26 protein-coding genes are annotated in these 22,579 nt (G+C 65.4%); 13 read left to right on the plus strand and 13 right to left on the minus strand.

Annotation, left to right across the window (positions count from 1 at the left end; translation table 11 throughout):
- The first annotated feature begins 44 nt into the window (after positions 1-44).
- The 10 genes from FHW64_RS14890 to FHW64_RS14935 are packed head-to-tail and all read left to right on the plus strand — an operon-like array spanning position 45 to position 8,171.
- On the plus strand, positions 45-743 hold the full coding sequence (locus FHW64_RS14890; protein WP_184527412.1) for a cysteine hydrolase: 699 nt from the start codon (positions 45-47) through the stop codon (positions 741-743).
- Positions 743-1,192 (plus strand): nuclear transport factor 2 family protein, encoded by a 450-nt coding sequence (locus FHW64_RS14895; RefSeq protein ID WP_184527414.1) that lies wholly within the window; start codon positions 743-745, stop codon positions 1,190-1,192. Before FHW64_RS14890 ends, FHW64_RS14895 begins: the two co-directional genes overlap by 1 nt.
- A 14-nt stretch (positions 1,193-1,206) precedes the next feature.
- Positions 1,207-2,415: an ABC transporter substrate-binding protein gene (locus FHW64_RS14900; RefSeq protein WP_184527416.1), complete on the plus strand. Its 1,209-nt coding sequence runs from the start codon at positions 1,207-1,209 to the stop codon at positions 2,413-2,415.
- The gene (locus FHW64_RS14905) at positions 2,412-3,281 is read left to right on the plus strand and encodes a branched-chain amino acid ABC transporter permease (RefSeq protein WP_184527418.1); all 870 of its coding nucleotides are present in this window, start codon (positions 2,412-2,414) and stop codon (positions 3,279-3,281) included. Before FHW64_RS14900 ends, FHW64_RS14905 begins: the two co-directional genes overlap by 4 nt.
- The gene (locus FHW64_RS14910) at positions 3,278-4,228 is read left to right on the plus strand and encodes a branched-chain amino acid ABC transporter permease (RefSeq protein WP_184527420.1); all 951 of its coding nucleotides are present in this window, start codon (positions 3,278-3,280) and stop codon (positions 4,226-4,228) included. The genes FHW64_RS14905 and FHW64_RS14910 overlap by 4 nt, the downstream gene beginning before the upstream one ends.
- A complete protein-coding gene (locus FHW64_RS14915; RefSeq protein WP_184527422.1) occupies positions 4,225-4,992 on the plus strand; it encodes an ABC transporter ATP-binding protein in 768 nt (255 codons plus the stop codon). The genes FHW64_RS14910 and FHW64_RS14915 overlap by 4 nt, the downstream gene beginning before the upstream one ends.
- On the plus strand, positions 4,979-5,674 hold the full coding sequence (locus FHW64_RS14920) for an ABC transporter ATP-binding protein (RefSeq protein ID WP_184527424.1): 696 nt from the start codon (positions 4,979-4,981) through the stop codon (positions 5,672-5,674). The genes FHW64_RS14915 and FHW64_RS14920 overlap by 14 nt, the downstream gene beginning before the upstream one ends.
- A gap of 12 nt (positions 5,675-5,686) precedes the next feature.
- Positions 5,687-6,532 carry a creatininase family protein gene (locus FHW64_RS14925; RefSeq protein ID WP_184527426.1) on the plus strand — a complete coding sequence of 282 codons (846 nt, stop codon included), beginning with the start codon at positions 5,687-5,689 and terminating at the stop codon, positions 6,530-6,532.
- Positions 6,533-6,567: 35 nt separating this feature from the next.
- On the plus strand, positions 6,568-7,743 hold the full coding sequence (locus FHW64_RS14930) for a 4-hydroxybenzoate 3-monooxygenase (RefSeq protein WP_184527428.1): 1,176 nt from the start codon (positions 6,568-6,570) through the stop codon (positions 7,741-7,743).
- Positions 7,744-7,775: 32 nt separating this feature from the next.
- Positions 7,776-8,171, plus strand: a complete 396-nt coding sequence (locus FHW64_RS14935; protein ID WP_184527430.1) for a hypothetical protein — start codon at positions 7,776-7,778, stop codon at positions 8,169-8,171.
- Between the two features lie 4 nt (positions 8,172-8,175).
- Here FHW64_RS14935 and FHW64_RS14940 read toward each other — a convergent pair whose 3' ends face one another.
- Positions 8,176-9,090, minus strand: a complete 915-nt coding sequence (locus FHW64_RS14940; RefSeq protein WP_311733308.1) for a LysR family transcriptional regulator — start codon at positions 9,088-9,090, stop codon at positions 8,176-8,178.
- Between the two features lie 71 nt (positions 9,091-9,161).
- Here FHW64_RS14940 and FHW64_RS14945 point away from each other — a divergent pair, with 71 nt between their 5' ends.
- Both FHW64_RS14945 and FHW64_RS14950 read left to right on the plus strand, forming a co-directional pair.
- On the plus strand, positions 9,162-9,503 hold the full coding sequence (locus FHW64_RS14945) for a protocatechuate 4,5-dioxygenase subunit alpha (protein ID WP_184527434.1): 342 nt from the start codon (positions 9,162-9,164) through the stop codon (positions 9,501-9,503).
- Positions 9,504-9,529: 26 nt separating this feature from the next.
- The gene (locus tag FHW64_RS14950; RefSeq protein WP_184527436.1) at positions 9,530-10,378 is read left to right on the plus strand and encodes a class III extradiol dioxygenase family protein; all 849 of its coding nucleotides are present in this window, start codon (positions 9,530-9,532) and stop codon (positions 10,376-10,378) included.
- A 10-nt stretch (positions 10,379-10,388) separates the two neighbouring features.
- Here FHW64_RS14950 and FHW64_RS14955 read toward each other — a convergent pair whose 3' ends face one another.
- Genes FHW64_RS14955 through FHW64_RS15000 form a run of 10 tightly spaced genes read right to left on the minus strand, consistent with a single transcriptional unit; the run spans position 10,389 to position 19,241 of the window.
- Positions 10,389-11,099 (minus strand): alpha/beta fold hydrolase, encoded by a 711-nt coding sequence (locus FHW64_RS14955; protein ID WP_184527438.1) that lies wholly within the window; start codon positions 11,097-11,099, stop codon positions 10,389-10,391.
- 3 nt (positions 11,100-11,102) lie between these two features.
- Positions 11,103-12,104: an aldo/keto reductase gene (locus FHW64_RS14960; RefSeq protein WP_184527440.1), complete on the minus strand. Its 1,002-nt coding sequence runs from the start codon at positions 12,102-12,104 to the stop codon at positions 11,103-11,105.
- 5 nt (positions 12,105-12,109) lie between these two features.
- Positions 12,110-13,069, minus strand: a complete 960-nt coding sequence (locus tag FHW64_RS14965; protein ID WP_184527442.1) for a Gfo/Idh/MocA family oxidoreductase — start codon at positions 13,067-13,069, stop codon at positions 12,110-12,112.
- Between the two features lies 1 nt (position 13,070).
- Entirely contained in the window at positions 13,071-13,937 is an 867-nt protein-coding gene (locus tag FHW64_RS14970) for a class III extradiol dioxygenase subunit beta (RefSeq protein ID WP_184527444.1), read from the minus strand.
- Positions 13,938-14,381 (minus strand): protocatechuate 4,5-dioxygenase subunit alpha, encoded by a 444-nt coding sequence (ligA, locus tag FHW64_RS14975; protein ID WP_184527446.1) that lies wholly within the window; start codon positions 14,379-14,381, stop codon positions 13,938-13,940. It abuts the gene before it with no gap.
- A 9-nt stretch (positions 14,382-14,390) separates the two neighbouring features.
- A complete protein-coding gene (locus tag FHW64_RS14980; protein WP_184527455.1) occupies positions 14,391-15,326 on the minus strand; it encodes an amidohydrolase family protein in 936 nt (311 codons plus the stop codon).
- A gap of 18 nt (positions 15,327-15,344) precedes the next feature.
- On the minus strand, positions 15,345-16,028 hold the full coding sequence (gene ligK / locus FHW64_RS14985; protein ID WP_184527462.1) for a 4-carboxy-4-hydroxy-2-oxoadipate aldolase/oxaloacetate decarboxylase: 684 nt from the start codon (positions 16,026-16,028) through the stop codon (positions 15,345-15,347).
- 23 nt (positions 16,029-16,051) lie between these two features.
- A complete protein-coding gene (locus FHW64_RS14990) occupies positions 16,052-17,080 on the minus strand; it encodes an amidohydrolase family protein (protein WP_184527464.1) in 1,029 nt (342 codons plus the stop codon).
- Between the two features lie 49 nt (positions 17,081-17,129).
- Positions 17,130-18,503: an MFS transporter gene (locus FHW64_RS14995; protein ID WP_184527466.1), complete on the minus strand. Its 1,374-nt coding sequence runs from the start codon at positions 18,501-18,503 to the stop codon at positions 17,130-17,132.
- A 45-nt stretch (positions 18,504-18,548) separates the two neighbouring features.
- On the minus strand, positions 18,549-19,241 hold the full coding sequence (locus FHW64_RS15000) for a substrate-binding domain-containing protein (protein ID WP_184527468.1): 693 nt from the start codon (positions 19,239-19,241) through the stop codon (positions 18,549-18,551).
- Between the two features lie 182 nt (positions 19,242-19,423).
- Here FHW64_RS15000 and FHW64_RS15005 point away from each other — a divergent pair, with 182 nt between their 5' ends.
- Entirely contained in the window at positions 19,424-20,320 is an 897-nt protein-coding gene (locus tag FHW64_RS15005) for a LysR substrate-binding domain-containing protein (protein ID WP_184527945.1), read from the plus strand.
- 42 nt (positions 20,321-20,362) lie between these two features.
- On the opposite strand, the gene FHW64_RS15010 is transcribed toward FHW64_RS15005, so the two are convergent.
- A complete protein-coding gene (locus FHW64_RS15010; protein ID WP_184527470.1) occupies positions 20,363-21,580 on the minus strand; it encodes a CaiB/BaiF CoA-transferase family protein in 1,218 nt (405 codons plus the stop codon).
- Entirely contained in the window at positions 21,580-22,536 is a 957-nt protein-coding gene (locus tag FHW64_RS15015; protein WP_260303886.1) for a tripartite tricarboxylate transporter substrate binding protein, read from the minus strand. Before FHW64_RS15015 ends, FHW64_RS15010 begins: the two co-directional genes overlap by 1 nt.
- Positions 22,537-22,579 lie beyond the last annotated feature (43 nt).

A 22,579-nucleotide genomic window follows, 5' to 3' on the forward strand; every position in this document is an offset into this window, starting at 1 on the left:
GCCGAAGATGGCGCTCGACATTTTTCCTGCACCGAGAAGCACACATGACCGAGCCCGCCCAGTTCAAGATGCCGCAGTACGTCATCGATCGCGTGATGAAGAAGCGTGGCCGACGTCGTGTCTTCGAACGCTTCGAGCCCCGTGAGAGCGCCCTTGTCGTGATCGACATGCAGGAGTTCTATGTGCGCGACGTGCCCACGGCCGTGGCGATCATCCCCAACATCAACCGCATGGCGCGCGCCTTTCGCGAGCGCGGCGGGCACGTGGCGTGGGTGAGCATGGTGGCCGGCGAGGCGGGGCGCAGCTTCTGGCCGCTCTATCACGAGGCCTTCTTCACGCCGGAGAACGCGGCCCGGCACCGCGACAACCTCACCGTCGGCCACAGCGGCTGCGAGCTGCATGCCGACCTGGAGCCGCGGCCGGAGGACATCTACGCGACCAAGCATCGCTTCAGCGCATTCATCCCACCGCATTCGGACCTGCCGCAGAAGCTGGATGCACGCGGCATCCGCAACGTCGCGATCGTCGGCATGCTCACCAACTTCTGCTGCGAGACCTCGGCGCGCGACGCGATGATGCTCGACTACCACGTGGCGATGGTGTCCGATGCCAACGCGGCACGGTTTGAAGACGACCACAACGTCGGCTTCCAGACCGTCTACCAGAGCTTTGGCGACGTGGTCTCGGTCGACGAGATGCTCGGTGAGATCCTCCAGAGCGCGAACGCGCAGGGCGGCGCGTGATGACTGCGGACGCGGACATCCACGCCATCGAGCGATTGCAGCGCCGCTACGCGAAGCTCAACGACGAAGCCCGCTGGCACGAGGTCGCCGAGCTCTTCACCGAAGACGCGCACTTCATCCGACCGAGCGATCCCGACCGGCCGATCGTGGGCCGCACGGCGATCCTGCAGTCCTTTCTAGACCGCCCCGCCGGTGCGCCGCGACGCCACCTCGTCGCCAATCCCGAAGTCGAGCTGATCGACGAGGACAACGCCCGCGCCACCTGCTTCTCGATCCTGCTGGTGGAGCGCGATGCCGGCAGCGGCACCGTCACCGTCGGCGGTTTCGAAGACCTGCTGAGGCGCACCGCCGACGGCTGGCGCTTCGTATCCCGCAAGGGCTTCACCGACTTCGACCCGGTGACCTTCACCAGGCGCTCCACCGATTCCTCCACCACCCACCAACATTGAGCCAAGGACCCATCATGGATTTGCGAGAAGGCCGTTTCTCTCCCGTTCGCCGGCAGGCCCTGTGTACTGCACTCGTCCTTTCGATCGGCGCGCTGGGGCTGTCCGCCGCACCGGCGTACGCAGCAGGCGACGTGGTCGTCGGCGTGATCCTCCCGCTATCGGGTGCGTTCGCCGACCAAGGGTCCCACTACGAGACGGGCATGCGCCTGTATCAGGAGCTCAACGGCACCAAGGCGGGCGGCAAGGACGTCAAGCTCGTCGTGAAGGACGACCAGGGTCCGGGCTCGGGTGACCTCGCACGCCGGCTGACCCAGGAACTCATCGCACGCGACAAGGCGGAGCTGATCGTCGGCTACAGCTTCACGCCGAACGCGATGGCAGCGGCCAGCATCCTCACGCAGGCGAAGACGCCCGCGATCATCGTGAACGCGATGACCTCGGTGCTGACGGAGAAGTCGCCCTACTACACCCGCATCTCCGGCACCATGCCCATGGTTGCCTACACGCAGGGCAAGTGGGCTGCGGCGCAAGGCAAGAAGACGGCCTATGTGATCGTCTCGGACTACGCACCGGGCATCGATGCCGAAACGTGGTTCATCAAGGGTTTCGAGTCGGGGGGCGGAAAGGTCGTCGGCAAGGACCGCACGCCGCTCTCCGCGATGGAGTACGGCCCCTACCTGCAGCGCGCCATCGAGGCCAAGCCCGAGGTGGTCTTCGGCTTCAATCCCGGCGGCGATGTCTCCATCGCATTCGTGAAGCAGGCGGGGACGCGACTGAAGGGCACCGGCATCCAGCTCATGGTCACCGGCGACGTGGTCGACGACAACCTGCTGCCTGCCATGGGCGACGCCGCTGAGGGCGTGATCTCCGCGTGGCACTACCAGGCCGAGATCGACAACCCGGCCAACAAGACGTTCCTGAAGGCGTTCCAGGCCAAGCAGGGTGCGGGCAAGCTGCCGAGCTATCGCGTGATGCAGGGCTACGACGCAATGGCGATGGTCTACAAGGCACTGAACAAGACCGGCGGCACGACGGGCGACGCCTTCATGGAGGCCGTGAAGGGCATGGAGATCGACAGCCCGCGCGGCCCCATCCGCATCGACCCCGCCACGCGCGAGATCGTCGAGAACATCTACATCCGGCGCGGCGTGATGTCCCAGGGCGTGGCCGTCAACAAGCCGATCGCGACGGTCGAGGCCGTCAAGGACCCGGCGAAGCAATGAACGTCCAGGGATTCTTGACGGTCCTCATCGAAGGGCTGGCCTATGGAATGCTGCTGTTCCTGTTTTCCATCGGCCTGTCGATCACGCTCGGGTTGATGCGCTTCATCAATCTGGCGCACGGCGCCTTCGCGATGTGCGGCGGCTACCTGATGGTGGTCTTGACGGGCCTGATGGGAATCCCCTTCCTGCTGGCGCTGCCGGCGGCGTTCGTCGTCACGGGGTTGATCGGGGCTGCACTCGAACGGACCTTGATCACGCACCTCTACCGCAAGCCGGAACTGCAGCAGGTGCTCTTCTCCATCGGGCTGGCCTTCGTCGCCGGGGCCATCGCCAACATCGTCTTCGGTCCGCAGCAGCAACCCATTCCGCTGCCGGCGTGGGCCTCCGCGAAAGTCGAGCTCCTCGGCACATGGACCACCGGCTACCGGATCTTCGTCATGGTCTGCGGCGTGGTGGCACTCGGCGTGCTGGTGACGCTGTTCCAGCGCACGCTCTTCGGGGCGCGCGTGCGTGCAGCGGTGGATCTGCGCGGCACGGCCGAAAGCATCGGCATCAACGTCAAGCGGCTCTTTGCCATGACCTTCGCACTGGGCGCTGCGTTCGCGGGTCTGGGCGGTGCGCTAGCGGTCGGCTTCCTCGGGCTCGATCCGAGCTTTCCCTTGAAGTACCTCGTGATCGTGCTGATGGTGGTTGCCATCGGCGGGCCGGGCTCGATCCTCGGGTTGTTCGCAGCGGCACTGTTCCTCGGCGCGGTCGACGCCCTCTTCAAGTACTACGTGCCGGCCACCGGCAGCTTCGTGATCTATGCGCTCCTAGTGCTGACCATGGTCTTCATGCCGCGCGGCCTGAAACGGAGGACCGCATGAACCGGACCCTCGACATCCGAATCAGCCTGCCGATCCTGCTCCTGGTTGCGGCGGGCTGCTACTTCCTCCTGCCCGACTACCTCGGCTTGCTGCGCACGATCTTCATCGCCGCCATCTTTGCGCTCTCCTACGACCTGCTCCAGGGTTACGCGGGGATCGTCTCGCTCGGGCATGCCGTCTTCTTCGGACTGGGTGCCTACACCGTCGCCGTCCTCGGCGGCCACGGCGTGACCGAACCGCTGCTGACGCTGGTCGCGGCCATGGTCGTTGCGAGCATCGCTGCAGGCATCCTGGTGCCCATCGTGGTGGTCGGTAACGATTTCAACCGCCTGCTGGTCACGCTGGGCGTGGGCTTCCTCTTCTACGAGGCCGCCAATCAGGCGCATGACCTGACCGGTGGCGCCGACGGTCTCTCGTCGTTCACCGTCGGCCCGATCGCCGGACTCTTCGCGTTCGACTTCCAGGGCCACGTGGCCTTCTTCTACACGCTGGCGGGCCTGGTCGTCGCCTACCTGATCGTCTGGCGCGTATCCACCTCGCCCTTCGGCCTGGCGTTGCGTGGCCTTCGCGAGAACACCGCACGCATGCATGCAGTGGGCGCGAGCGTCGGGCGGCATCGTGCGCTGGCTTATGTGCTGTCCGGCGCGCTGGCAGGCATGGCGGGCGCGATGCTCGGGCAGACCAGCAACTTCGCATCGCTCGACATGCTCGGCTTCGAGCGCTCGGCCGACGTGATGATGATGACCGCGCTCGGTGGCACCGGCAGCATTGCGGGCGTCATCCTCGGTGCGTCGCTGTTCACCGGGCTGAAGGACATCCTCTCCTCCGTCAGCCCCAAGTACTGGCAGCTTGGTGTCGGGCTGGTCCTGATGGCGTCGGTGTTCGTGCTGCCGCGCGGTCTTGCGGGCTTGACCGGAATGCTCTGCCGCCTGTGGAGAAAGAAATGACGGGCAGCCACGCCATCGAGACGCAGAGTCTCACGCTGCGATACGGCAACTTCACGGCGGTGGACGCGGTGTCCCTGAAAGTGCCCAACGGCGCGCGCCACGCGATCATCGGACCGAACGGTGCTGGCAAGACCTCTTTCGTCTCCGCGCTGACGGGCTCGGTGCGCGCCACCAGCGGCGGCGTGCTGCTCGGTGGGCAGGATGTCAGCCGACTCTCGCAGGCACAGCGCGTGCGTCAGGGACTTGCTCGTACGTTCCAGATCAACCAGCTCTTCACCGGGCTCACGGTGCTGCAGAACATCCAGATGGCGCTCATCGAACAGGAAGGTCTCTCGCAGGTCTTCTGGCGCGCCATCCCGTCTCGCGGACACCTTGCGGACGAGGCGCGCGCACTGCTCGCTCTGGTGCAACTGGAGTCCTTCGAGAGCACACCCGTGGCATCGCTCGCCTACGGCCAGCGCCGGTTGGTCGAGATCGCGATCGCCCTGGCGACCCGTCCCAAGGTGCTGATCCTCGACGAACCGGCGGCGGGTGTGCCGGCCGCCCAGAGCGAGCTGATCTTCGAGCGCATCAGCGCGCTGCCGAAGGACATGACCCTGCTCTTCATCGAGCACGACATGAACCTGGTGTTCCGATTTGCAGAGAGGATCTCGGTGCTGGTCTCCGGCAGCCTCATGACCGAGGGGACGCCGGCGGAGATTCGCGCCGACGATCGCGTGCGCGAGGTCTACCTGGGACGACGAGGTCACCATGCCCTTGCTTGAGATCCACAACCTGACCGCCGGCTACGGCGATGCCGTCGTCATCGACGGCCTGTCGCTGTCGCTCGACGAAAACAAGGGCCTCGCCGTTCTCGGCCGCAATGGCGTGGGCAAGACGACGCTCATGCTCAGCCTGATCGGCCACACGCGCCACTTCGGCGGACGCATCCTCTGGCGGGGCGAGGACATCTCCTCGCAGCCTACGGTCGTGCGCTCGCGCCTGGGCATCGGCTGGGTGCCACAGGAGCGCAACATCTTCCCGTCGCTGACGGTGGAAGAAAACCTGCGCGTGGCCGCGGCGCCCGGGCGCTACGACCTGGACAAGGTCTACGGCCTCTTCCCGCGTTTGTGCGAACGCCGGCGCAACATGGGCGACAAGCTCTCCGGTGGCGAGCAGCAGATGCTCGCGATCGGTCGAACGCTGATGACCAATCCGCGCCTGTTGCTGCTGGACGAGCCCTTCGAGGGGCTTGCGCCGGTGATCGTCGAGGAACTCGAAGCCACGATCGGCCGTTTGCGTCGCGAAGAAGGTTTCGCGACCATCATCGTGGAGCAGCGCGCCGAGGACGCCCTGCGGCTGAGCGACGACGCGATCGTGCTCGATCGCGGCCGCATCGTCGAATCGGGTCCGGCGACGCACCTGCTCGACGACATTTCCGCGGTCCAGAAATGGATCGCCGTCTGAGGAATACACATCATGAAACCTGAACTGAACCCGTCATCCCGTGACTCGGGCCCGTCGATCTTCCAGGACACGATCGCCGAGATGACCTACCCGGAGGTCGAAGCAGCCATCGAGCGCGGCGCGGTCGCACTCTGGAGCATGGGCGTCATCGAACAGCACGGTCCGCACCTGCCGACCGCCACCGATGTCTACATTCCCAGCGCCCGGCTGCGCGCCGTCAAGCGCCTGCTGGCCGCGCAAGGCATCGAGTCGATCATCATTCCGCCGTTCTACTGGGGCGTGAACTTCGTCTCCGCGAGCTTTCCTGCCTCGATCAAGGTGCGGGCGGAAGTCATGATCGAACTGGTGGTCGACGTCATCAAGAGCCTGGCCGGCGATGGTGTCCGGCGAGTCTTCTGCATCTCCGGCCACAACGACCGTGCCCACAACGAGGCGATCTTCCAGGCCATGTGCAAGGGCTCGGCCGAATCCGAAGCACAGGCCTGCTTCATCTGCGAGGAAGCCATCGTGCGGCGACTGGGTATCGATCCGGCGGACCCCGCGGTCATGCCGTTCAGCGTGCCGCCAGAGCAGCCGCCCGGCCCCTTCCTCGACATCCACGCCGGCGACTGGGAGACTTCCGTGATGCTGGCCTTCAATCCGGACACCGTGCGCCAGGAGAAGCTGCACGACCTCGCGCCGACCAATCTTGGCCCGGACGACCTTGCCGAGTGGCGCAAGGGCTTCGAGGTTTCGCGCCGCGTGACGCCGAACGGCTACTTCGGCGATCCCGCCGCTGCCACGGCCGAACGGGGACGCACATCGATCGAACGCGAGGCAGAGGCCATCGTGCAGGGACTGGTGCGCCGCCTGGCCTGACCCGACACCAACGAACACAACCGAGAGAAATGAAGATGAAGACACAAGTCGCCATCATTGGCGCCGGCCCGGCAGGCCTCTTCCTGGCCCATCTGCTGAAGCGGCATGGCATCGAGTCCGTGGTCCTCGAATCCCGCAGCCGCGCCTACGTCGAAGCGCGCGTGCGCGCCGGCGTGCTCGAAGCGGGAACGATCGACACACTGAACAACCTGGGGTTGGGCGAACGGATGATGCGCGAGGGCCTCGTCGACAACGGCCTGGACATGCGCTTCCGCGGACGCACCATCCACCTCGACCTGCCCGGCCTGACCGGCCGCAGCGTGAAGATCTACGGACAGCAGGAGGTCGTCAAGGACCTCATCGGCGCCCGGGTGGCCGAAGGCGATCCGCTGATCTTCGAAGCCGAAGTCGTTCGCATCGAAGGCCCCGACACCGCATCGCCGCGCGTGCACTACACGCACGAAGGCGTCGACAAGACGCTGGACTGCACCTTCGTCGTCGGATGCGACGGCTTCCACGGCATCGCCCGCGCGGCGGTGCCGGAAGGCGTGATCACCACCTACACCCGGAACTACGACTTCGCATGGCTCGGGATACTGGTCAAGGCGCCGCCGATCCCCGACATGACCTACACGAACCACGACCGCGGCTTCGCGCTGTGCAGCCGGCGGTCGATGAGCATCTCGCGGCTGTACCTGCAAGTGCCCGCCACGGACCGGCCCGAGAACTGGTCCGATGCGCAGATCTGGGACGAACTGCATACCCGCATGTTCGACACCGATCGCACCGAGGTGCAGGAAGGCGAAATCTTCCAGCGCGACATGGCCCAGTTGCGCGCCTTCATCGCCAGCCCGATGCAGTACGGCAACCTGTTCCTGGCCGGCGATGCGGTGCACATCGTTCCGCCGACCGGTGCCAAGGGCATGAACATGGCCGTCGCGGATGCACGCGTGCTCGCTCGTGGCATGGCGGCGTATTTCTCCGGCGGATCGCGCGCGGGGCTCGATCGCTACAGCGAAGAATGCGGATTGCGCGTCTGGAAGACGATCCGCTATTCGTCGTACATGACGGGTCTGCTGCATCGCTTCGAAGAGCATTCGCCCTTTGACCGCGGCATGCAGCTGACCGAACTGGAATTCATCTCGCAGTCCGAAGCGGCGCAGCGAACAATCGCCGAGCAGTACGTGAAGCTCTCCAACGTCGCGGATTGAACACTCCCCAGCCTCGCGAATAATGCGGGGCTATGACTTCGCAAACGCTCACCGAAAAGGAAGTGCGGGACTTTGCCGCCCGCGCAGCGAGCCGAGCGCGCTGCGGCGCGTGCACGCCGCTCTGGCGGCCGGCCTGGGAATCCGTCTCGGGCGCCACGCAGATCAACCACTTGTCCAATGTCGGATCGCTGCGCTCCGAGGACGCCGCCGAGAGCCTGGATGAGTACCACCCCAACGGAACCTACATGTGGTCGCCCGATGCGCCGATCGCGCTGGGCTGGCATCCGTACAACCAGTGCGCGGTATGGATCTGCAAGGCGTGCGACGGCGCCTTCCTGCGCTACACCGAGTACGGCGGCTACTACCAGGACGAGCGCATTCGCCCGCTGCTGGCCGACCTGATCGTCGTGCCGGATGCGCACCCATAGGCGCTCAATTCCTGGGCTTCGACGGCACCTCCGCTTCGAGCTGCGCGCGCATCCAGCGATGCGCCGCGTCCTCGTGATGGCGCCGATGCCAGATCATGTACATCGGTAGCGGCGGACAGGTCACCGGCGGCACGACGCTCGCGAAATCACGCAAGAGGCCCTGCCCCAGCCGCGCCGGTGCGGTGGCCAGCAACGGACTGCCTCGCAGAAAGGCTGGCAAGCCTGCGAAGCCCGGCACCGTCACGGCGAAGCGCCTCTGCACACCGGCCTCTGCGAGCGCCTCGTCCACCGCGAGCATGCGGCGCGGCTCGTAGAGCACGGTGACGTGGTCGGCGGCAAGGTAGTCGCGCCGGCCCTGCGGCGCTTCGCGCGCGGCGGGGTCGTAGTAGACGCGCCAGCGGTCCTCGAACAGGCGCTTCTGCATCACGTCGCCACCCTCCGGTGGCCTGGGACTGATCACAAGATGACAACCGCCACCGCGCAGCAGCTCCAGCGTCGGCACGTCCGACGGAATGATGCGCAAGGACACGCCGGGCGCCAGAGCGCGCAACCGCGCAGCCAATGCAGGCAGCAGCACATCGCGCTGGAAGTCATTCGCGGCGATGGTGAAGGTGGTGCGCCACCGGGCGGGCTCGAAGCGATCGCCGCGCGCAAACGCCTCCATGTCGGCCAACAACTCGCGCGCCTGGGCAGCCAGCTCACCCGCGCGCGCGGTCGCCACGATCCCGCGACCTGACTTCACGAACAGCGGATCGCCCGCGATGGCCCGCAGACGCCCCAGTAGATGACTCACGGCCGACTGCGTGACCCCGAGGTGCGCCGCCGCGCCGGTGATCGATCCGGCCTCCACCACGGCAACCAGCAGCCGAAGCAACCGGGTGTCCAGGTTGTATTCATCGATTTCGCTCATGCGTTTCATGATGACCGATCTGTTTATTTGTCGCAATCGAAGTCCGACACTGGAGCCGACCCACACACCTGGAGACAGACATGGAGACACCGATTCCCGGCACCACGCTCTTCGACGGCGAGCAGGCGAAGAAGGGCTATGCACTCAACAAGATGTGCTTTTCCTTCAACGAGGAAGCCAATCGCAAGGCCTTTCTGGCGGACGAGGAGGCGTACATGCGGCGCTTCGGCCTGAACGAGCAGCAGGCCGCCGCGATCCGCGCGCGCAACGTGCTGCAACTGATCGAGGCCGGCGGCAACGCCTACTACCTCGCGAAGTTCGCCGGCATCTTCAAGCTGGACATGCAGGCCATCGGCGCGCAGCAGACCGGCATGACCAAGGAAGCATTCCAGGCCATGCTGAATGCAGCGGCCCTGCAGTAGCAACAAGCGATCACAGGAGACACATCATGGCAACGATCATCGGCGGGGTTGGAACCTCGCACATTCCGGCCATCGGCGGCGCAATACACAAGGGGCTTCAGAACGAGCCCTACTGGAAGCCCTTCTTCGACGGCTTTCCGCCCATCCACGACTGGCTGGCCACCGCCCGCCCTGACGTGGTGGTGATGTTCTACAACGATCATGGGCTGAACTTCTTCCTCGACAAGATTCCCACCTTCGCGATCGGCGCCGCGGCGCAATACACGTCGGCCGATGAGGGCTGGGGTATTCCGACCCAGCCCCCGGTGCAGGGTTGCCCGGACCTTTCATGGCAGCTGGTCAACACGCTGGTGGAGCGCGAGTTCGACATCGTGAGTTGCCAGGAGATGCTGATCGACCATGCGTGCACCCTGCCCCTGAAGCTGCTGTGGCCCCAGGCCGGCGACGACTGGCCGGTGCGCATCGTGCCGGTGTGCATCAACACCGTGCAGTTCCCATTGCCCAAGGCGAGCCGCGCCTATGCGCTGGGCAAGGCCGTCGGCGAGGCAGTGGCCGCGTGGGGTTCGGATCAGCGGGTGTTGATGGTGGCCTCGGGCGGGCTGTCGCACCAGCTCGACGGCACGCGCGCGGGCCACATCAACAAAAGCTTCGACCTGCAATTCATGGACAGCCTGCTGACCAACCCGGAGTGGGCGACGCAGTTCTCGATCCACGACCTGGTCGAGAAGACCGGCACGCAGGGTGTCGAACTGCTGATGTGGCTTGCGATGCGCGGATCGCTGACGGCTGCGGGCCCCTCCGTACGGAAGGTGCACAGCAACTACCACATACCGATTTCGAATACCGCCACCGCCGTGATGGCTTTGGCGGTCTGAGGGAGCGTCCTCAGCGGCTCATCCACTCCAGGAGCGCGCGAGAAACCGCTTCCGGCTGCTCCATGGTGCTCATGTGCCCGCTGTTCTCGATGGCAACGAGCTGCGAGCCGGGACACATTTCATGCATGCGCTCGTGACGCGACAGCGGGCTCCACGCATCCTGGCGACCGCACAGGAACATCGTGGGACAGCGCAGCGCACCAAGCACAGGGGTCGCGTCGGGGCGATTGAGCAAGGCATGAATCTGCGCCGCGAAGATGTCCGGCGTGCGCCGCTCGATCATGTCGAGGATCTCCGCAAACACGGGCGTGCCGATGCGGTCTTCGTGGACCATGCCGCGCGCCCACTGCTCGCCCATCCTGCGCATACCGTGCTCGCGGGCGATCTGCAGCAGCGCCATACGCTTGTCGCGCTCCTGCGTGCCTGCGTCTCCCGGCGCAATCGGGTCGACACCCGTATCGAGCAAGGCCAGCCGCTCGACGCGCGCGGGCGCGAGCTTCATGATCTCGAGCGCCACGCGCCCGCCCATGGAATGACCGGCCAGGCTGAACCGCTCAGACGGCACGTTCGCCAGAACGCCGCGCGCCATGTCGCCAAGATCGTTCATGTCCCCATAGGAGGGGATGAAGCAGTCCGCCGACACCAGCGCCGAACGCTGGTGCAGCCAGACGGTTTCATCGCACAGCAGCCCGGGCAGCAGAACGACGCAGGGACGGGGCATGCGTCAGAACTCCTCGGTGTCGACTTCCTGCCTGGCCTGTGCGGCGTAGCGGTGGCCGATCACCGTGCTCTGGTTGATCAGCGCCCCAGCGCGGGCGATGACCGAGGCGTCCAGGTTCAGGTCCGCCGCCGCGAGGTTCTCCAGGAGGTGAGACACGCGGGTCGTCCCGGGGATGGGAATGATGTCCTCGCCCTGTTGCAACAGCCAGCCGAGCGCCAGCTGGCCCGGTGTGCAGCCGGCTTCGCGCGCCAAAGCTTCGAACGCGGGCAGCAGCTTCAGGTTGAGCGCGTAGTTCTCCGGCGAGAAACGCGGCATCGGACGCCGTATGTCCTTGGCGTCAAGGGAGTCCACCTCCGTGAGCGTGCCGGTCAGGAACGCCCGGGCGAGCGGACTGAACGCCACGAAGGCTGCACCGATCTCTCGACATGCCTCCAGCACGGCGATCTCGGGGTTGCGCGTCCAGAGCGAATACTCCGTCTGCACCGCAGCGATCGGATGCACTGCATGCGCGCGACGCACGGTGGCTGCAGAGACTTCGGAAAGCCCCAGCGTACGCACCTTGCCCTCTTCCACCAGCCGGGACATCGCACCGATCGAATCCTCGATCGGCACCTTCTTGTCCCAGCGGTGCAGGTAGTAGACGTCGATCACGTCCGTCCCCAGACGGCGCAGGCTGTCCTCGCAGTTGCGGCGCACGGCTTCGGGCCGACCGTCGATTACGCGGCGGACGACGCCATCGTCGCCCTTCACACCGCCCATGCCGCCCTTGCTGCACAGGGTGATGTGATTGCGATGCGGCTTGAGCACCCGTCCGACCAGCTCTTCGTTGGCCCCGAAGCCGTAGAGCGCGGCGGTGTCGAACAAGGTCTCGCCCGCGTCCAGCGCCGCGTGGAGCACGCGCTCCGCCTCTTCGGCCGAAGGGGGCACGCCGTAGGCGTGGCTGAGGTTCATGCACCCCACCCCGATCGCGCTGACCTCGAAGGGCCCGATTCTTCGCGTGCGCATCCGGCTTACTTGAGCTGCTGTTCCAGCTGGTGCAGCACCTGGTAGCACGGGAGCACCTGGGCCACGCTGGAGTTCGGCTCGCGCCCTTCGCGGATGGCGGCAAAGAATTCGCGATCCTGCAGTTCGATGCCGTTCATCGAGACGTCCACCTTGCTCACGTCCACCGGCGTCTCCGCGCCCTTGCTGTGCGATTGCACCAGGTCGTCATAGCGCGCGATGTAGGTGGCGGTGTCGCCGATGTAGCGGAAGAAGGTGCCGAGCGGGCCGTCGTTGTTGAACGAGAGGCTCAGCGTGCAGATCGCGCCGTTGGCGGCCTGCAGCTGGATGCTCATGTCCATCGCGATCTTCAGATCCGGATGGATCGGGCCTTGCACTGCATTGGCCTTCACGATCGGGCTGCCGCACTGGTAGGCGAACAGGTCCACCGTGTGCGCGGCGTGGTGCCACAGCAGGTGGTCGGTCCAGCTGCGCGGCTGGCCCAGTGCGTTCATGTTCGTGCGGCGGAAGAAGTAGGTCTGCACATCCATCTGCTGGATGTTGAACTCGCCCGCCTTGATCTTCTTGTGCACGTACTGGTGGCTGGGGTTGAAGCGGCGCGTGTGGCCGACCATGGCCACCTTGCCGGTCTTCTTCTGCAGGGCGAGGATCTCTTCGCCTTCCTTCAGGACGTCACACAGTGGGATCTCGACCTGCACGTGCTTGCCAGCTTCCAGGCAGGCCTTGGTCTGCGCAGCATGCATCTGCGTGGGCGTGCAGAGGATGACGGCATCGACTTCCTTGAGCGCCAGGCTGTCGGAGAGCTCGGTGCTGACGTGCTTGATGCCGTACTGGTTGGCAACCTCACGGGTCTTTTCGAGCTCGCGGCTGACCAGCGAAACGACTTCGACGTCAGGGATGTTCTTGATGCCGTCCAGGTGCTTGATGCCGAACGCGCCGGCACCGGCAAGGGCTACTTTGATGGTCATGTCAGTTGTTCTCCAGGATGAGGTGGCCTACGGCCGTGTTGGACGCCGGGACGTGGAAGAAGCGGTGCGCGACCTTCGGCGCCTTGCCGCCGGCCACGTCGGCCATCGCGCCGCGGGCGATGAGCCACATCACGAGTTCGATGCCCTCGCTGCCGGCTTCGCGCACGTAGTCGATGTGCGGCACCTTGGCGAGCTCGCCCGGCTCCGCGATGAGGCGGTCGAGGAACTTGTTGTCCCAGTCTGCGTTGATGAGGCCGGCGCGCGCGCCCTGCAGCTGGTGGCTCATGCCGCCCGTGCCCCAGATGTGGACGTTCAGGTCGTCGTCATAGCTTTCGACGGCCTTGCGGATTGCCTGGCCAAGGTTGAAGCAGCGCTGGCCCGAGGGAATCGGGTACTGCACCACGTTGACCGCGAAGGGGATCACTGGGCAGGGCCAGGCGCCTTCCTTGGGGTCTTGCTCGCCGCACATCAGCGACAGCGGCACCGTGAGGCCATGGTCGACGTCCATCTTGTTCACGATGGTGAGGTCGAAGTCCTGCTGGATCACGCTTTGCGCGATGTGGCTGGCAAGTTCGGGGTGACCGACGACCTTGGGCACCGGGCGCGGGCCCCAGCCTTCGTCCGCTGGCTTGTACTCGGCGGCGGTGCCGATGGCAAAGGTCGGGATGAGGTCCAGGCTGAACGCGGTCGCGTGGTCGTTGTAGACCAGGAAGACGACGTCCGGCTTGTTGTCCTTCATCCACTGCTTGGAGAAGTCATAGCCGGCGAACAGCGGCTTCCAGTAGTCCTCCTGGGTCTTGCCCAGGTCCATGGCCGCGCCGATGGCGGGAACGTGCGATGTATAGACGGATGCGGTGATGCGGGCCATTCAAGCCTCCTTCTTGCGGTGGGCGGCGCCTTGCGGCTGGTTCTGCGGCTGTGCATCGCCGTTCTCGCCCAGGTGACGGTTGCCTTCGACCGAGCGACCGCCGTGAACCATCATGTCGCGGTATTCCTGCTCGGTCATGCCGGTCATGCTGCCGGCCATCTGCTGGAAGCTCTTGCCGTCGGTGGCGCCGATCTTCGCGAGGAAGTAGATGTTGCCGCCGGTGCGCATGCACCAGTTGAGGTCGCGCGCCAGCACGGCCTGCTTCTGCTCTTCCGTCATCGCCCATTCGTCGAGATAGGCGCGTTCGTCGGTCTTGAAGCGCTCGCGGTTCTCGGCCTTCATCAGGCTCATGCAGAACTGGTTGAGCCAGTAGCCCTTGCGGCTCTGGTCGGCGTCAAAAATGATCGTGCCGGGCACGTCCAGATACGGTTTGTCGAGTGACACGGTGTTCTCCTACTTGGCTTCGTCAGGCCAGTACAGGCGCATGGGGTTGTCGACAAGCAGCTTCTTCTGCAGCTCGGACGTCGGCGCGATGTGCGGAATGAAGTCCACCAACAGGCCGTCGTCCGGCATGTGGCCCTTGAGGTTGGGGTGCGGCCAGTCGGTGCCCCAGAGCACGCGGTCGGGGAAGGTTTCGACGACCTTGCGCGCGAAGGGCACCACGTCGCGGTAGGCCGCCTGCTCGCCATTCAGTGCGGGCGGGCCGGACACGGAGAGCCGCTCGGGGCAGCTCACCTTGCTCCAGACGTTCGGGTGCTCGCGCATGAACTTCAGGAACAGCTCGAACTCCGGTCCGTCGATGGGCTTGCTCACGTCGGGACGGCCCATGTGGTCCACCACCACGGTGGTGGGCAGGGTGGTGAAGAAGTCCCACAGCTCTGGCAGGTCCACAGCCTCGAAATAGATCACCACATGCCAGCCCAGCTTGGCGATGCGGCCGGCGATCTCCATCAATTCGTCCTTCGGCGTGAAGTCCACCAGGCGCTTGACGAAGTTGAAGCGCACACCGCGCACGCCGGCAGCATGCAGCGCATTCAGTTCCTCATCCGTGACGGAGCGCTTGACGGTCGCGACACCACGCGCCTTGCCATCGGACGACTGCAGCGCATCGACCAGCGCCCGGTTGTCCGCACCATGGCAGGTGGCCTGCACGATCACGTTGCGGGCAAAGCCGAGGTGATCACGCAGCGCGAACAACTGTGCCTTGCTCGCGTCGCACGGCGTGTACTTGCGCTCGGGTGCAAAGGGGAACTCGGCTCCGGGACCGAACACGTGGCAGTGTGCGTCGACGCTGCCCGGCGGGACCTGGAACTTCGGCTTGCTCGGACCGGTGTACCAGTCTAGCCAGCCGGCTGTTTTCTCGAAGGGGCCTGTCGTTGGCTTGCTCATGTCAATGTCCTCGATGGATCAATCGATGTACTTGAGGCCTGCGGCCGCCAGCGGCTCGCGCATCTTGTACATGTCCAGCCCCAGCACGCCGCTGGCCAGCTTGTCGCGCTTCTCGCCTTCGTTGGCCTCGCGCTTGCGGGCGGCTTCCAGCGTCTTGGCGGCCATGGCGCGCGGCACGCAGACCACGCCGTCATCGTCGGCCACGATCACGTCGCCCGGCGTCACGAGCATGCCGGCGCACACCACGGGGATGTTGACCGAGCCGATGGTCGCCTTGATGGTGCCCTTGCTGCTGATCGCCTTGCTCCACACGGGGAACTGCATTTCGGTGAGCGTCTTGACGTCGCGCACGCCGGCGTCGATCACGAGTGCCCGTGCGCCGCGTGCCTTGAAGCTGGTGGCGAGCAGGTCGCCGAAATAGCCGTCTGTGCACTCGGCCGTGATAGCGGCGACGACGATGTCGCCCGGCTGGATCTGCTCAGCAGCCACATGCATCATCCAGTTGTCGCCAGGATGCAGCAGCACGGTCACGGCCGTGCCCGATACCTGTGCACCCGCATAGATCGGGCGCATGTAGGGCTTGAGCAGGCCAACGCGGCCCATGGCTTCGTGCACGGTGGCCGAGCCGAGCGCGGCAAGGCCGTCGGCCGATTCGCGATCGGTGCGCTGGATGTTGCGATAGACAACGCCGAGTTCGTACATGTTCGTTCTCCTGGATTGCTGGATTACTTGCCCTTGGCCTTCAAGGCGGCGTCGAGACGCGGGAATACGCGCCGCGCATTGCCTTCGAACACCATGTAGCGCTGCTCATCCGTGAGGTTGGCGGTGGCGGCCACGTAGCGCTTGGTGTCGTCGTAGTAGTTGCCGGTCTCCGGATCGATGCCGCGCACCGCGCCGATCATCTCGCTCGCGAACAGGATGTTCTCGACGGGGATCACCTTGGTCAGCAGGTCGATGCCGGGCTGGTGGTACACGCAGGTGTCGAAGAAGATGTTCTTCAGGATGTGCTCCGAGAGCAGCGGCTTCTTCATTTCCTGCGCGAGGCCACGGAAGCGGCCCCAGTGATAAGGCACCGCGCCGCCACCGTGCGGAATGACGAACTTGAGGGTCGGGAAATCCTTGAACAGGTCGCCCTGGATGCACTGCATGACTGCCGTCGTGTCGGCGTTCAGGTAGTGCGCGCCGGTCGTGTGGAAGCACGCATTGCAGCTCGTGCTGACGTGGATCATGGCCGGGATGTCGTACTCGACCATCTTTTCGTAGATGGGGTACCAGTGGCGATCGGTCAGCGGCGGGCTGTTCCAGTGGCCACCGGACGGGTCCGGATTGAGGTTGATGCCGACGAAGCCGTATTCCTTGACGCACTTCTCCAGCTCGGGAATGCAGGTCTTCGGATCGACGCCGGGCGACTGCGGCAGCATGGCCGCGCCGATGAAGTTGTCGGGGAACAGTTGGCTCACGCGGTAGCAGAGCTCGTTGCAGATCGCAGCCCAGGTGCTGGAAACCTCGAAGTCGCCAATGTGGTGCGCCATGAAGCTCGCACGCGGACTGAAGATGGTCAGGTCGGAGCCGCGTTCCTTCATCAGGCGCAGCTGGTTCGTCTCGATCGACTCGCGCAGCTCGTCGTCGCTGATCTTCAGGTCGGCAGGATTGGGTTTGGCGGACGGGTCCTTGATGCCGGCGATCTGCGCATTGCGCCAGTTCTCCAGCGCCTTCGGGGCCGTCGTGTAGTGGCCGTGGCAATCGATGATCATGCTTGAGCTCCTGTTCTGCTGTAGATGAATATGTTGGGCTGTTTTTCGCTCAGTGGGCGACAACCTGCATGGCCGCACCGCCTGCAGGGCCGGCCGCGCGGTTCTTGATGAGCAACGCGGCAGCGGCGATCAGTCCCGGAATGCCGACGATCAGGAAGACCTGCGGCAACTCCAGGTGGCGACGGGAGAGTTCGGCGACCAGGAACGATCCGGCGATGCCACCGAAGCGGCCGATGCCGAGCATCCAGGAAACACCGCTCGCCCGTCCGGACGTGGGATAGAACTCCGCGGCCAGCGCCTGCATGGACGACTGCGAGGCATTCATGATCAGGCCCGCGAGGAACACCGCCACGACGAGCGACCCCACGCCAGAGCCAAGGACCTGTCCGATGATCGCCACCGCGATGGCGGTGATGAAGTAGCCGGCCGCGATGATGAGATTGGCGTTCCAGCGGTCCATCAGCAGGCCGAAGAAGATGGCGCCCACCCCGCCGAGCTGGAAGAGCGCCGCGACGATCGAAGCCTGTGCCGGCGGCACGCCGGATTCCTTGAACAGCACCGGCATCCAGTTCACGAGACCGTAGACGATGACGAGGCCCATGAAGTAGGCGATCCAGAGCATCAGCGTGCCGACGAGGAACTTGCGAGTGAAGATGAGCCGCAGCCCCTGGGGACCGGCCTCGCCGGCCGCATGTGCCGGTTCGCGCATTTCATCGAGGGTGAAGCTTTCCGCCTTGGCAGCGCGAGGCGTGATGCGGGACAGCACCTTGCGGATGCGATCAGCCGGATAGTGGCGAGCGACCATGAAGCGCACCGACTCGGGCAACGCCACAAGCATGATCAACGCCAGCACGATCGGCGTCACGCCACCGAAGATCAACAGGCTGCGCCAGCCGAAATGGGGAATCAGCCAGGCCGCGAAGAAGCCGCCAAACGCCGAACCCACGGGGAAGCCGCAGAACATGCAATTGGTGATGAAGGATCGCTTGCTGTCGGGGCAGTACTCGTTCATCAGCGTCACCGCGTTGGGCATCGCAGCGCCCAGGCCGAGACCGGTGATGAAACGCCAGATCGTGAGCGACGTCAACGAGCCGGAGAAGGCCGACACGATGGATGCCACGCCCATGATGAGAACGGCGACGGTGAGGACGCTCTTGCGGCCGAAGCGATCGGCCAGCGGGCCCGCGCTCAATGCGCCGAACGCCAGACCGAACAGGGCGGCGCTCAGCACGGGGCCCAGATCGCCCTTGTCGATGCCCCACTCACTGATGAGCGAGGGAGCGATGAAGCCGATCGCCGCGGTATCGAAACCGTCGAGCAGCACGATGAGAAAGCACAACCCGAACACCATCCATTGATAGGGGGTGAAGGGGGTTTCATTGAGCAGGGTCTGGACATTCGCCTGCGAAACACGATCGGTCATGGGGTCTCCCTTTTTTAATTGAACGCGTTGAAGAAAAAACTGTGCTCAGGCCGGATCCATGCCCTGGCGCCGCTTGGCCTCGGCCGCTTCGGGCGAGGCCATGAATGTCAGAAGGCGCTGCACGGCGTCGGCATTCGGAGAGCCGGCCACGACGCCACCCGAGAAGGTGGTGGTGATCTGGATTTCCGCCGGCAGCGGGCCGACGACGTCGATGCCTTGAAGGCTGATGAGTTCGCTCAATTGCTGGAAGCCAAGGGCCACCTGCCCCTGCGCCACCAGGGAGCCGACGGGGACGCCGGGCGGGGCTTGCACCGTGCGCTCGCGCACTTGATCGGCGACGCCCCAGCGCTCGAAGAGCTTCTGCAGCGCGACGCCGCTGGGTCCGGTCGAATAGCCGATCGTGGGCGCGGCCAGGATGGCCTGCCGGACGGACGCTTCGGAAGTCAAGTCAGGGTGCGGCGTGCCCGTACGCACGGCCACCGCAACGCCGGAGTGGACGAGATCCACCTTGCTGCCCGGCACGACGCGGCCTGCGGCCAGCAACTTGTCGATGGCGTCGGAGGCAAGGAAAACGACGTCGAAGGGTTCTTCGCCGCCCTGCACGCGACGGGCCGCATCAACCCCACCGACCGATTCGATGGCGACGGCCTCACCGCCGCGAGTCGTCCAGCCCTGGACCAGTTCGGCGAGAACCTGGCGCGTCGCCATGGACGAGATGCCTCGCAAGGGAGTGGTCATTCGTTTGTCTCCTGTTGGGTGCTGCGCTCTGGGCGTGAGCGGCGGGAAGGTGAGGCGGATTGTCGGAACGGCGGAGCCTCTTGAACAGCAACTTCTCTGGCTATCAGTTAGAGCAAATCGGCATACCTTTCGATAAGATTCGCACTTTCGCGATACCTATTGTCACGATCACCTGGGCGGACGTGGACCTCAAGCAACTTGAATATTTCGTGCGAGTGGCCGAACTAGGCAGCTTCACGCGGGCCTCGCAGGTGCTCGACATAGCGCAACCGGCCCTCTCCCGCCAGGTGAGATCGCTGGAGGTCGAGTTGCGCCAGAACCTCCTGGTGCGCAACGGCCGCGGCGTCACACTGACGGACGCCGGCAATCTCCTCCTGGAGCACGGGCGGGGCATCCTTCACCAGGTGGCACGCGCGCAAGAAGAACTGGCTTTCGAGCGCGGTGGCCTGGCCGGCCGGGTGGCGCTGGGGCTTCCTCCCAGCGTGGCGCGCGCCTACGCAGTGCCGCTCATGCGCGAATTTCGCCAGCGGCTGCCGCAGGCGCAGCTGTCGATCACCGAAGGGCTGAGCATCGCCATGCAGGAGTCGCTGGGCTCCGGCCGGCTCGACATCGCGGTGCTCTATAACGCCCAGCCCACCACCGGTTTCGACATCCTTCCGCTGATGGAAGAGGAGTTGGTCCTGGTGCAGCAACGCCCGCTCGGACTGGCGGAAGACCCTCCGCTGCCCGTGTCCGCGCTGCAACTGGCCGACCTGCCATTGATCATTCCCAGCCGGCCTAATGCCATTCGCATGCAGGTGGAGACCGAATTGGCTGCACTCGGCCGGCTGCCGCGCGTGGCGATGGAGATCGACGGCGTCCCCGCCATCCTCGAACTGGTGGCCGAAGGACTGGGCAGCGCAGTCCTGACCCGTCACGCGGTGGCGAGTTCGGTGCGGCCCTCGGCCTACATGGTGCGGCCCATTGGCGAGCCGTCATTGCGGGTGCGGGCCTGGTTGGCCACCAGCGCACAACGACCGGTCACGCGCACACAACAAGCGACGATCAAGTTGCTGAAGGAACTGGTGGGAAGCCCCTGATCGCGCGAGCGAGAACGGCCGCCGCGGCCCCTGACACTCTTTTCAGATGACTTTGGCCTCGCGCAGCGCGGCAATCTGCGCGTCGGTGAGACCGAGGGCGCCGTACACGTCGCCGTTGTGCTGCCCGGTGCGTGGTCCGGTCGCGGGCGGTGGCATCGGGCTCCGCCCGACGAAGCGCGGCACTGGGGCCGGGCCCGGCACCGTGCCGAATTGCTCATCCGGCAGTTCGATGAAGGCGCCGCGCGCCTCTATGTGCGGATCAGCCTGCAAGTCGGCGATCGAATACACCTTGCTGTAGGGCACGTCTTCCCGGTCCAGCCGGGTGACCAGGTCTGCAAACGGAAGGCTGGCGCACCATTCGACGATGACGCGGTCCAGCGCCTCGAGGTGGCGGATGCGCGCGGCATTGTCTGCAAAGCGGCTGTCCTCGATCAGATCGCCGCGCCCCATTGCCCGGCAGATGCGCGCGAAGATCGGGTCTCCCGTGCCCACCAGCGTGAACCACACGCCGTCGGCTGCGCAGAACACATTGGAGGGCGCCGTGTAGGTGGCGCGCGAGCCGGTGCGCTCGCGCACAACGCCACCGATGCGGTATTCGGCGGCCAGCGGATCGAGCAGGCGCGACATCGCCTCTGTGGCCGACAGGTCGATCTCGACGCCGCGCTGCTGATCGCGCTGCTGCGCGTTGCGCTCGGCCAATGCAGTGCTGATGGCAAAGGCACCGAAGAGGCCAGCCACCACATCCCCCAGCGGGTAGTTCATGTGTTGCGGCGGGCCACCGGGCTCGCCGGTGAGATGCGTGAAGCCGCTCATCGCCTCGAAGATGCGCGCAAAGCCCGGCCGGCGCGCATAGGGACCGGTCTGGCCGAAGCCCGTGAGGCGCAGCACGATGAGGCGCGGATTGGCCTCGTGCAAGGTCGCAATGTCCAGCCCCCAACCATCCAGAGTGCCGGTGCGGAAGTTCTCCACCAGCACGTCGAAGCCTTCGATCAGCTTCAGGAACAGTGCGCGCCCCTCGGGCTTTCGCACGTCGAGCGAGATGCCCTTCTTCCCGCGATTCGCCGTCTTCCAGAACAGCGGATGGCCCTCGTGCACCGGCGTGAGCCCGCGCAGTGGATCGCCGCCGGCGGGCAGTTCCAGCTTGACGACTTCCGCGCCCATGTCGCCGCACAGGGTCGCCGAGAACGGTGCCGCGAGCACGGTCGCCATATCCAGGATACGCACCCCACGCAGGGGCGCCTGATCGGCTTGCGGGTTCATCAGTTGCTCTTCAGGTCCACGCGCCTGAGCACCGGATCCCACGCCTTGCGGTCTGTGGCGACGCGCTTGTCGAAAGCCGCGAGCGACGGGTCCAGCGGCGTCGCGCCCAGCTTGCCGAGCTTGTCCTTCAACGCGGGCGAAGCCATGACCTTGGTCAGTGCGTTGCGCAGCGAAACGACCACGGCATCGGGCGTGCCCTTTGGCGCGACGATGCCCATCCACAGGCCACTGTCCAGCCCCTGCAGGCCCAGCTCGCTGAACGTGGGCACATCCGGCACCGACGGCGATCGCGTGCGTCCGGTCTGCGCCAGGATGCGGATCTGCCCGCCGCTCATGTAGGGCAGCGTGCCGCCAAGGTTGTTGCACATCACCGGAATGTGGCCGGCGACGAGGTCGCTCACCGCTGGGGCGTTGCCCTTGTAAGGCACGTGCTGCATCTTCGTTCCGGCCTGGTGGTTGACCATCTCGCACACCAAGTGCGAAGGCGTGGCCACGCCCGCGGAGCCGAACGAGAGTTGCCCCGGCTTGGCCTTGTCGGCGGCGATGAGTTCGGGGAGCTTCTGGTACGGCGTCTTGGCGTTGACCGCGATGACGTTGGGCAGGTCGGCCACGAGGCCTACGGGCACGAAGTCGTCCACCGGATTCCAGTTCAGCCCCTTGTGCACATAAGGAAGAAAGATGTTGGTCAAGCCGGCCATCAGCAGTGTGTAGCCGTCGGGCGCGGACTTGGCCACGAACTCGGAGCCGATGAGGCTGCCCGCGCCGGCCTTGTTCTCGACCACGATTGGCTGGCCGAGCGCATTGCCCATCTCCAGTGCCACTTCGCGCGCCACGAGGTCGGTGCTGCCGCCAGCGGGAAAGGGCACCACCAGCTTCACCGGTCGATCGGGGAAGGCAGCCAGCGCCGAGGTCGCGGCCAGGCCGAGCGACAGGCTCAGCCCCAGGCTTGTCGCCATGCGTGAAAGCTTCGTCCGCAAGTACTTCATCTTCAGTCTCCAG

Source organism: Variovorax sp. Sphag1AA, assembly GCF_014192575.1.
In the GTDB taxonomy this organism is placed as follows: Bacteria; Pseudomonadota; Gammaproteobacteria; order Burkholderiales; family Burkholderiaceae_C; genus Variovorax.

Excerpts from the sequence above, each read along its gene's own strand:
- FHW64_RS14935 (WP_184527430.1), top strand. The coding sequence starts at position 7,776 with ATGACTTCGCAAACGCTCACCGAAAAGGAAGTGCGGGACTTTGCCGCC.
- FHW64_RS14970 (WP_184527444.1), bottom strand. The coding sequence starts at position 13,937 with ATGGCCCGCATCACCGCATCCGTCTATACATCGCACGTTCCCGCCATC.
- FHW64_RS14900 (WP_184527416.1), top strand. The coding sequence starts at position 1,207 with ATGGATTTGCGAGAAGGCCGTTTCTCTCCCGTTCGCCGGCAGGCCCTG.
- FHW64_RS14890 (WP_184527412.1), top strand. The coding sequence starts at position 45 with ATGACCGAGCCCGCCCAGTTCAAGATGCCGCAGTACGTCATCGATCGC.
- FHW64_RS14960 (WP_184527440.1), bottom strand. The coding sequence starts at position 12,104 with ATGCGCACGCGAAGAATCGGGCCCTTCGAGGTCAGCGCGATCGGGGTG.
- FHW64_RS15000 (WP_184527468.1), bottom strand. The coding sequence starts at position 19,241 with ATGACCACTCCCTTGCGAGGCATCTCGTCCATGGCGACGCGCCAGGTT.
- FHW64_RS14905 (WP_184527418.1), top strand. The coding sequence starts at position 2,412 with ATGAACGTCCAGGGATTCTTGACGGTCCTCATCGAAGGGCTGGCCTAT.
- FHW64_RS15015 (WP_260303886.1), bottom strand. The coding sequence starts at position 22,536 with ATGGCGACAAGCCTGGGGCTGAGCCTGTCGCTCGGCCTGGCCGCGACC.
- FHW64_RS14995 (WP_184527466.1), bottom strand. The coding sequence starts at position 18,503 with ATGACCGATCGTGTTTCGCAGGCGAATGTCCAGACCCTGCTCAATGAA.
- FHW64_RS14915 (WP_184527422.1), top strand. The coding sequence starts at position 4,225 with ATGACGGGCAGCCACGCCATCGAGACGCAGAGTCTCACGCTGCGATAC.
- FHW64_RS14925 (WP_184527426.1), top strand. The coding sequence starts at position 5,687 with ATGAAACCTGAACTGAACCCGTCATCCCGTGACTCGGGCCCGTCGATC.
- FHW64_RS14980 (WP_184527455.1), bottom strand. The coding sequence starts at position 15,326 with ATGAGCAAGCCAACGACAGGCCCCTTCGAGAAAACAGCCGGCTGGCTA.
- FHW64_RS14940 (WP_311733308.1), bottom strand. The coding sequence starts at position 9,090 with ATGAAACGCATGAGCGAAATCGATGAATACAACCTGGACACCCGGTTG.
- FHW64_RS15010 (WP_184527470.1), bottom strand. The coding sequence starts at position 21,580 with ATGAACCCGCAAGCCGATCAGGCGCCCCTGCGTGGGGTGCGTATCCTG.
- FHW64_RS14990 (WP_184527464.1), bottom strand. The coding sequence starts at position 17,080 with ATGATCATCGATTGCCACGGCCACTACACGACGGCCCCGAAGGCGCTG.
- FHW64_RS14965 (WP_184527442.1), bottom strand. The coding sequence starts at position 13,069 with ATGACCATCAAAGTAGCCCTTGCCGGTGCCGGCGCGTTCGGCATCAAG.
- FHW64_RS14955 (WP_184527438.1), bottom strand. The coding sequence starts at position 11,099 with ATGCCCCGTCCCTGCGTCGTTCTGCTGCCCGGGCTGCTGTGCGATGAA.
- FHW64_RS14930 (WP_184527428.1), top strand. The coding sequence starts at position 6,568 with ATGAAGACACAAGTCGCCATCATTGGCGCCGGCCCGGCAGGCCTCTTC.
- FHW64_RS14945 (WP_184527434.1), top strand. The coding sequence starts at position 9,162 with ATGGAGACACCGATTCCCGGCACCACGCTCTTCGACGGCGAGCAGGCG.
- FHW64_RS14910 (WP_184527420.1), top strand. The coding sequence starts at position 3,278 with ATGAACCGGACCCTCGACATCCGAATCAGCCTGCCGATCCTGCTCCTG.
- FHW64_RS14950 (WP_184527436.1), top strand. The coding sequence starts at position 9,530 with ATGGCAACGATCATCGGCGGGGTTGGAACCTCGCACATTCCGGCCATC.
- FHW64_RS14895 (WP_184527414.1), top strand. The coding sequence starts at position 743 with ATGACTGCGGACGCGGACATCCACGCCATCGAGCGATTGCAGCGCCGC.
- FHW64_RS14920 (WP_184527424.1), top strand. The coding sequence starts at position 4,979 with ATGCCCTTGCTTGAGATCCACAACCTGACCGCCGGCTACGGCGATGCC.
- ligK (WP_184527462.1), bottom strand. The coding sequence starts at position 16,028 with ATGTACGAACTCGGCGTTGTCTATCGCAACATCCAGCGCACCGATCGC.